Genomic DNA, 7036 nt, shown 5'->3' on the forward strand with positions numbered 1-7036 from the left:
GCCCCGGACGCGGGCTGGGCGGCCGCGGCGCCGGCGACGGCACCGCTCGTCGCCTACCAGGTGCAGCCGCCGCACGGCCGGCACCACGACTGCCTGTGGGACATCGCCGAGCGCACCCTGGGCGACCCCCTGCGCTACGCCGAGATCTTCGAGCTGAACAAGGACCGGGTGCAGCCCGACGGCTCGCGGCTCGTCGACGCCGACCTGATCCGCCCGGGCTGGACCCTCCTGCTGCCGGCCGACGCGGCGGGCGCGGGACCGCAGGTGCTCACGCTCCCGGCGCCCCCGCCGGCCCCGGCGCCCGCGGCGTCCTCGGCGGTCGGCCCCGCGGCGGCGCCGAGCCCCTCAGGCACGGCGGTCGGCGCGCCGGCGCCGTCGGGCGAGGACGGCCTGCTGCAGCGCACGGTGCTCAGCGGGGGCCTGCTCGCCGTGGGCCTGCTGACCGCGACGCGGCGCGGGCCGGGGTCGGCCGGTGCGGACCCGGCGGCCCGCGGTCTGGAGGACCCCGACCGCGCCGTCTTCCTCGACGCCGCGCTGCGCGGGCTCGCCGCGTCGGTGGCCGCGGGCGACGGCCGGCTGCCCGAGGTGGTCGCGGCCCGGCTGTCGTCGCAGCAGCTGCACCTGCACCTCTCGGCCGACCACCTCTCCGCCGACCACCGCTCCGCCGACCACCGCTCCGCCGACCACCGCTCCGCCGACCACTCCTCCGCCGACGGGGGGTCCCCGCCGCCGCCGTGGCGCGCCACCGCCTCCGACGTGTGGTCGCTGGACCGCCGCGACCTCGAGGCGTCCCCGCCGGCCCCGGCCGGCACGGCGGCGCCCTACCCGGCGCTGGCCGACGTCGCCCGCCTCGGCGACGACGACCTGCTCGTGGACCTGGAGGCCGCCCCGGGGCTCGTGGCCCTGGCGGGCGACCCCGCGGTCGCCAAGGCGCTCGCGCTGTCGATGGCCGCGGAACTCGCGCTGAACCCCTGGTCCGACGGCGTCGGGGTGCACCTCGTGGGGTTCGCGAGCCCGCACGCGGCCCTGGCCCCGGAGTTCCTCACTGACGTCGCGACGCTGGACGGTCTGCTGCGCGAGGTGGAGGTCGAGGCCGCCGAGCACGAGCGGATGGCGCGGGCCCTGGGCGTCGAGGGGGTCGTGAGCGGGCGCGGGGCCCGGGTCGTGCAGCGTGCGCGCCCCCGCGTCCTGGTGCTGTCGGGACCGCCCGGGGCCGCGGACGCCGCGCGCCTCGACCGGCTCGTGGCCGCCGGCCGCACACCGTTCGCGGTCGTCGTGGTGGGCGAGGTCCCCACCGCCCGCTGGCAGTTCACGTGCACCGCCGGCGGCGCGGTCGACCTCGGTGCGCTGGGGGTCGGTGGGCTGGCCGTGCAGCTCGACGAGGCGGGCTACGCGGAACTCACCGCCCTGTCCCGCGCGATCGGGTGACACCTGGTCCGAACTCCGATCCCGTTGCGCCGCAGCGCCTAAGCTCGGAGCGGGCACCCGTGGTGCCCGGCGCACCGGGACCCCGGCAGGCGCGCGACGGGCGGGAGCCCGATGACGAGAGGAGACCGCCGTGGCCGGAAGCGTCGGCGCTGAACTGCACACCCTGAGCACCCTGCACCGGACGTTCCAGCAGAAGGCCGCGGAGGCCCTGGAGATCAAGGCCGCGGTCGAGGCGGGTCTCGCCTCCGCCGTCTGGACGGGGCGCTACTCCGAGGACTTCCGCACCTCGTGGGCCGAGTACAAGCGCAACCTCGACAACCTGAACGTGGCGCTGAACGGTGCGGCGGACGACGTGCGCACCAACCACAACAACATCGCCCAGGCGACGGGCGAGGGCGACCGCATCTGACGTCGTCCCGCCGCGCGGAGGACCGAGGACCCACCACCCCTGCGGGTGGTGGGTCCTCGGCGTCTGCGGTGTACCGTCGTGGTCCCACGAGGGATGCAGCTTCCCTCCCGATACCGAGGAGTCGACGTGCGCCCCACGCTGGCGAGCCTGCCCCAGGACACCGCGCAGTGCCCGGTCGACCGCGCGGTGCAGGTCATGGAGGGGCGCTGGGCGACGCTGGTCGTCCGCGAGCTCCTGTCCGGCACCAAGCGGTTCGGTGAGCTGCGGGCCGCCCTGCCGGGCATCAGCCCCAAGACGCTGACCGACCGGCTCCGGCACCTCGAGGCCCACGACGTGCTGTCGCGCCGGGCGTTCGCCGAGGTCCCGCCCCGCGTGGAGTACTCGCTCACCGAGCGCGGCCGGCGGCTGGAACCCGTCCTCCTCGCCCTCTGGGAGTGGGGGCACGACGACCTCGCCCCCGACCTGCCCAACCCGCTGCGGGAGCGCGGGGCGCGCTGAACCGCCGTCAGTCCGCGGTCGTCAGGGCCTGGACCGCCTCCACGCCGCCGCCGCGCACGAGCACGCCGCGGCCCGGCGGGCCGCCCAGGCACGAGCGGGGCAGCCGGACGCCGAGCAGGTCGCCGTCGGCCGGGCTGCGCACGCCCAGCAGGAGACCGGTGCGCTGCCGCTTCAGGGCGACCACCGGGCCGCGGTAGAGACCGCCGAGGTCGTCCAGGCCGCCCGCCGCGACGACGGCGCACCCCGTGTCCCGCAACGCCTCCAGGTGCGCGCTGACCCCGTCGGCGAGGTGGCCGTCCATCCCGAGGACCTCGAGGTCGTCCACGAGGAGCACCGACGGGGGGAGCCCGGCGGCCGGGGCGAGGGCCGCGAACGCGGCGGTCGTCTCCTCGCGCCCGGCGTCCCCGCCCAGCGTCGCGACGACGCCCGGGCCCGTCAGCTCCCGCAGCGGGCTGCGGCGGGGCGTGAGGACCCCGACGCGGTACCCCGCCGCCAGGGCGGCCTCGGCGAGCACGCGGAGGGTGGTGCTGCGACCCGAGCGCCGCGGCCCCGCCACGAGGAGCCCCGGCCCGTCCTCCAGCAGGTCCAGGTGGCGCAGGCCCAGGGTGTCGCCGCCCACGGCCACGGCCAGGCGCCCCGGCGCGCCGGTGGTCGTGGCCGCACCCCCGTAGGCGAGGACCGCCGCGGCCACGTCGAGCCGGGCGGGCAGGAGGTCGACCCGGAAGGGCGCCTGCGCCGCGGCCGGGGCGCCCGCGGGAGCCACGGCGCGCGCGAGCTCCTGCAGGGCGGCGACCTGCGCCGTGCCCCGCGCGTCGGGGTCCAGGAGCGCCACCTGCGTCTCGAGGGGCGACTCGGCCGTCGGTCCCGAGCGGAACCCGCGCCCCGGCGGCATCGTGGCGGGCACCGAGCGCAGCGGCAGGCCGATCGCGGCGAAGTCGCCCGGGTCGGTCAGCCGCAGGACGAGCTTGTCGTCCAGCAGGGTCGAGGTGCGGCCCACCAGGCCCGAGCGGTCGACCGTCACGGCGAGCGTGACGCCCACGCCGCCGCCCTCCTGCAGCAGCCGCATCCACACCTCCACGAGGCGCCCGCCGTCCACCGCCTCGAACGCGGCCAGGAACCCCTCCCACCGGTCCAGCAGCACGAGCAGGTGCGGGAGCCGTTGCGCCGCAGGCGAGGCGGCGCGCTGCTCGGGGAGGCTCGCGAAGCCCTGCGCCGCCAGCAGCTGCTGCCGGCGGCCGACCTCCCCGAGCAGGCGGTCGCTGAGGCGGTCCAGGCGCTCGAGCTGGTCCCGGGTCACGACGGCACCGGTGTGCGGCAGCGCGGTCATCGGCAGCAGCGCGCCGCTGCCGCAGTCCACGCCGTACAGGTGCACGTCGGCGGGGTGGCACTGCCGGGCCACGGCCGCCGCCAGCGAGCGCAGCACGCCCGAGCGCCCGGAGCGGGGTGCGCCGACGATCCCGAGGTGGGTGCCGGCCGCCAGGTCGAGCAGCGCGGGGGCCCGGCGCTGCTCCCGCGGCAGGTCCGTGGTGCCGAACTCCAGGGGCGGCACGACGCCCCGGACGGGGCGCCCGGCCGGGCGGGGCAGGACCACGCCGGGCGGGAGCGCCGGCAGCCACGGGCTGCGGGGCGCCGGGAGGCCCTCGCGGGTCGTGGCCGTGCGCAGGGCGGCGACGAGCCGGGTCAGGTCGGTGGGGGAGTCGTCCGCGGGCGAGCCGTCCGCGTCCGCCCCGCGGTCCCCGCCCTCGCGCGAGGCGGTGGCCGCCGCGGCCCGCAGCGCCAGGGGCACGGGCCGGCTGCCCAGCCGCGGCAGGGCGCGGCCCCCGACGCGGGAGGCCTGCACCGCGCGCAGCGGCGCGCTGCCGACCCGGACGAACGCTCGGCCCGGGGTGCCCGGGGCGATCGCGGCGGCGTCGGTGGTCTCCACGACGTCCTGGCTGTCCTGCCCGTCGGTCACGCGCAGGGCGATCCGCAGCGCCGTGTTCGACCGGATCTCGGCGCTCACAACGCCCGCGGGGCGCTGGGTCGCCAGCAGCAGGTGCACGCCGAGCGACCGCCCGCGCCGGGCGATGTCGACGAGGCCGGTGACGAAGTCGGGCAGCTCCGCGACGAGGGCCGCGAACTCGTCGATGACGATGAGCAGCCGCGGCAGGGGCTCCAGGGGCGGCCCCGCGTCCCGCCGGCCGCCGTCCGCGTCCGCCCGGCGCGCGCGCTCGTCGCGCGCGGCCGTGTAGTCGTCGACGTCCTTCGCCCCCGCGGCGGCGAGCTGGTGCTCGCGGTGCTTCAGCTCCGCCCCGAGGCTCGCGAGCGCCCGCGCGGTCAGGTGGCCGTCGAGGTCGGTGACGAGCCCGACGGTGTGCGGCAGGTCGCGGCAGTCCTCGAACGCCGCGCCGCCCTTGTAGTCGACGAGGACGAACGTGAACTCGTCGGGCCGGTTGCCGACGGCGAGGGAGGCGATGAGCGTCTGCAGCAGCTCGGACTTGCCCGAGCCGGTCGTCCCGGCGACGAGGGCGTGGGGGCCGTCGGCGCGCAGGTCGACGCTGAACGGCCCGTCGCCGTCCTCGCCGATGACCGCCCGCGTGCTCCGGCCGCCGCGGCGCCAGCGCGCCGCGAGCACGGCGGGCAGCACGTCGTCCGCGCAGCCCGCGAGCTCGAGCACGTCGAACAGGCGCGAGGAGTCGGGCAGGCTGCCGGCCAGGTCCTCGCTCGAGGAGTCGCGGACGGGGGCCAGCGCCCGCCCGACGCGCTCGCACCAGCCCGGGCCGACCTCGTCGAAGCGGACGCCGTCCACCGGGTCCCCGCCCGTGCTCTGCACCGATCCGGGCGCGGTGGTGGCGTCCACCACGGCGCGGCACTCCTCGGGCAGCGAGCGGACGTCGGCGTCGAGGCAGAGCAGCCGGACCCCGAGCCCGGGGCCGTCCTGGAGCAGCGAGACCACCCCGGGGGAGGCGCGCAGCGCCCGGGCGCCGTCGAGGACGACGAGGACCTCGCGCGGTGCGGGCGCGTCGCGGTCGCGGCGCTGCCGGCGGCGCAGGTCCAGCAGCGCGGTGAGCTCGGCGAGGCGGGCGGTGAGGTCGCCCTCGGGGGACCCGGCCCGCACGACGCCGGCGGCGGGGTCGGGCACGCGCGTGCGGGCGTGCGGCAGCCACCGCACCCAGGCCCAGGCCGCCGCGGCGGCCTCGTCGGCGCAGAGCAGGACGACGTCGAGGTCGGCGGGGCTCGCGAGCACCGCCGTCTGCGCGAGGCACCAGGCGGCGACCGCCCGCCGCCGCGCGTCCGGGCCCGCGACGCCCACGACCCCGGCGCGCGCGAGGTCCACGACGACGGGGACGTCGGGCACGCTCCACCGCAGCGGGCCCTGGTGCTCCTCGCGCGCGGGGTCGCGCAGCACCACGTCGCTGGCCTGGTCGGCCGTGCCGACCCGCAGCAGCAGCCAGTCCGGGTCGCCCGTGCGCCGCTCCCAGAGCCGGGAGCGCGGCCCGGCGGCGGTCAGCAGCAGCGTCGCCGGGTCGGGGGCGCTCGCGTGCCGGGCGGCCTCCTCGGCCCGGAGCGCCGCGGCCGCGTCGTGCCGCACGACCCGCGAGCGGCGGCGGTGCTCGGCCACCTGCTCGCGGTAGCGCTTCGCGGTCGCGCGGCGGGAGGACGTGACGTTGCCGAGCGCCATCAGCGGGCTGAGCACCGCGAACGCCAGCGTGTACGGCGAGCGCGTGAACCAGTACAGGCCCAGCGACATCAGCAGCGGGGCCAGCACCAGCAGCCACGGCACGGGCGTGCGCTCCCCGCGCGTCGGCACGGGCGGCAGCGCGAACGTGCTGGGCCGCGGGGGCGGCAGGAGGCGCGGGGGCCGGTTGAAGTCGACCGTGGCGCCCGCGGGCGTGGGCGTCATGGCGGCGTCGGGGCGTGCGGGGCGCTCGCGGCGCAGCACCGCCGTCCCGACGACCAGGGCCGTGCCCGCCGGCCACGGGGTCGCCGCGGTCACGGGCACCCGGCCGAGGTGCACGACGGGCACGTCGGCGTCCGCGGCCGTCGTGGCGATCGGGTCGGCCGTCGCGGCCCGGGCCCCGCGGGTGCGGCGGGCCCCGCGCTCCCCCCGCGCGCGGCGGCCGCGGACGTCCACCCCGGTGGGGCCGCCGTCGGGCGGCGCCGGAGGACCGGGCGGCACGAGCGGACCGGGCAGCACCAGCGGACCGGGCAGCACCAGCGGACCGGGCAGCGGCCGCCGCCGCGCCGGGGCGGGCCGCGCGGGAGCCTGCTCGCCCACGGGCTCGACGCGCACCTCGCCGTCGGTGCCGACGTGCAGCCGGACGGCCACGGCCGCGAGCCGCGGGTCGTCGACGACCACCGTGCAGCCGGCGGCGGAGCCGACCGTCGCCGTGCCGGCGCCCAGCCGGTGGACGCGGCCCGCGTCGGGGCCCGAGGTGACGTGCACGTCGACGACGCCGTCGGGCGGGGTGAGGACCGTCGGCACCGCCGTGCCCGTCCCCAGCACCGCGCCGGAGCGCACGGCGCTGTCGCGCACGAGCTGCGCCGGGTCCAGCGGTGTCGTGCCGAGGAAGAGCGGGTCGTCCCCGCCGTCCGCCGCCCCGGCGGCCCCCCGCGCACCACCGCCACCTGCACCGCGCAGCGCGGCCGCGAGCTCGGCGACGGTCGCGTCCTCCGGCAGGTCCAGGACGAGGTCGCGGCCGCGCTGCGCGGTGCAGGTGG

At 79.3% G+C, this 7036-nt stretch carries 4 protein-coding genes; 3 read left to right on the top strand and 1 reads right to left on the bottom strand.

Annotated elements, in window-relative coordinates; translation table 11 throughout:
* The 3 genes from GTR02_RS18050 to GTR02_RS18060 form a co-directional block, all read left to right on the top strand.
* A partial coding sequence (locus GTR02_RS18050; RefSeq protein WP_205709554.1) for a LysM peptidoglycan-binding domain-containing protein occupies positions 1–1428 on the top strand: 1428 nt, incomplete at its 5' end.
* A gap of 130 nt (positions 1429–1558) precedes the next feature.
* Complete coding sequence (locus tag GTR02_RS18055; RefSeq protein ID WP_166608875.1) at positions 1559–1837, top strand: hypothetical protein; 279 nt, start codon at positions 1559–1561, stop codon at positions 1835–1837.
* A 195-nt stretch (positions 1838–2032) separates the two neighbouring features.
* The gene (locus GTR02_RS18060) at positions 2033–2335 is read left to right on the top strand and encodes a winged helix-turn-helix transcriptional regulator (protein WP_240895981.1); all 303 of its coding nucleotides are present in this window, start codon (positions 2033–2035) and stop codon (positions 2333–2335) included.
* Positions 2336–2342: 7 nt separating this feature from the next.
* On the opposite strand, the gene GTR02_RS18065 is transcribed toward GTR02_RS18060, so the two are convergent.
* A partial coding sequence (locus tag GTR02_RS18065) for an FtsK/SpoIIIE domain-containing protein (protein ID WP_166608877.1) occupies positions 2343–7036 on the bottom strand: 4694 nt, incomplete at its 5' end.

Origin of the sequence: Kineococcus siccus (assembly GCF_009906795.1) — a bacterium.
Classification (GTDB): domain Bacteria; phylum Actinomycetota; class Actinomycetes; order Actinomycetales; family Kineococcaceae; genus Kineococcus; species Kineococcus siccus.

Coding starts and splice junctions, on each gene's coding strand:
- GTR02_RS18060 (WP_240895981.1), top strand. CDS start 2,033: ATGGAGGGGCGCTGGGCGACGCTGGTCGTCCGCGAGCTCCTGTCCGGC.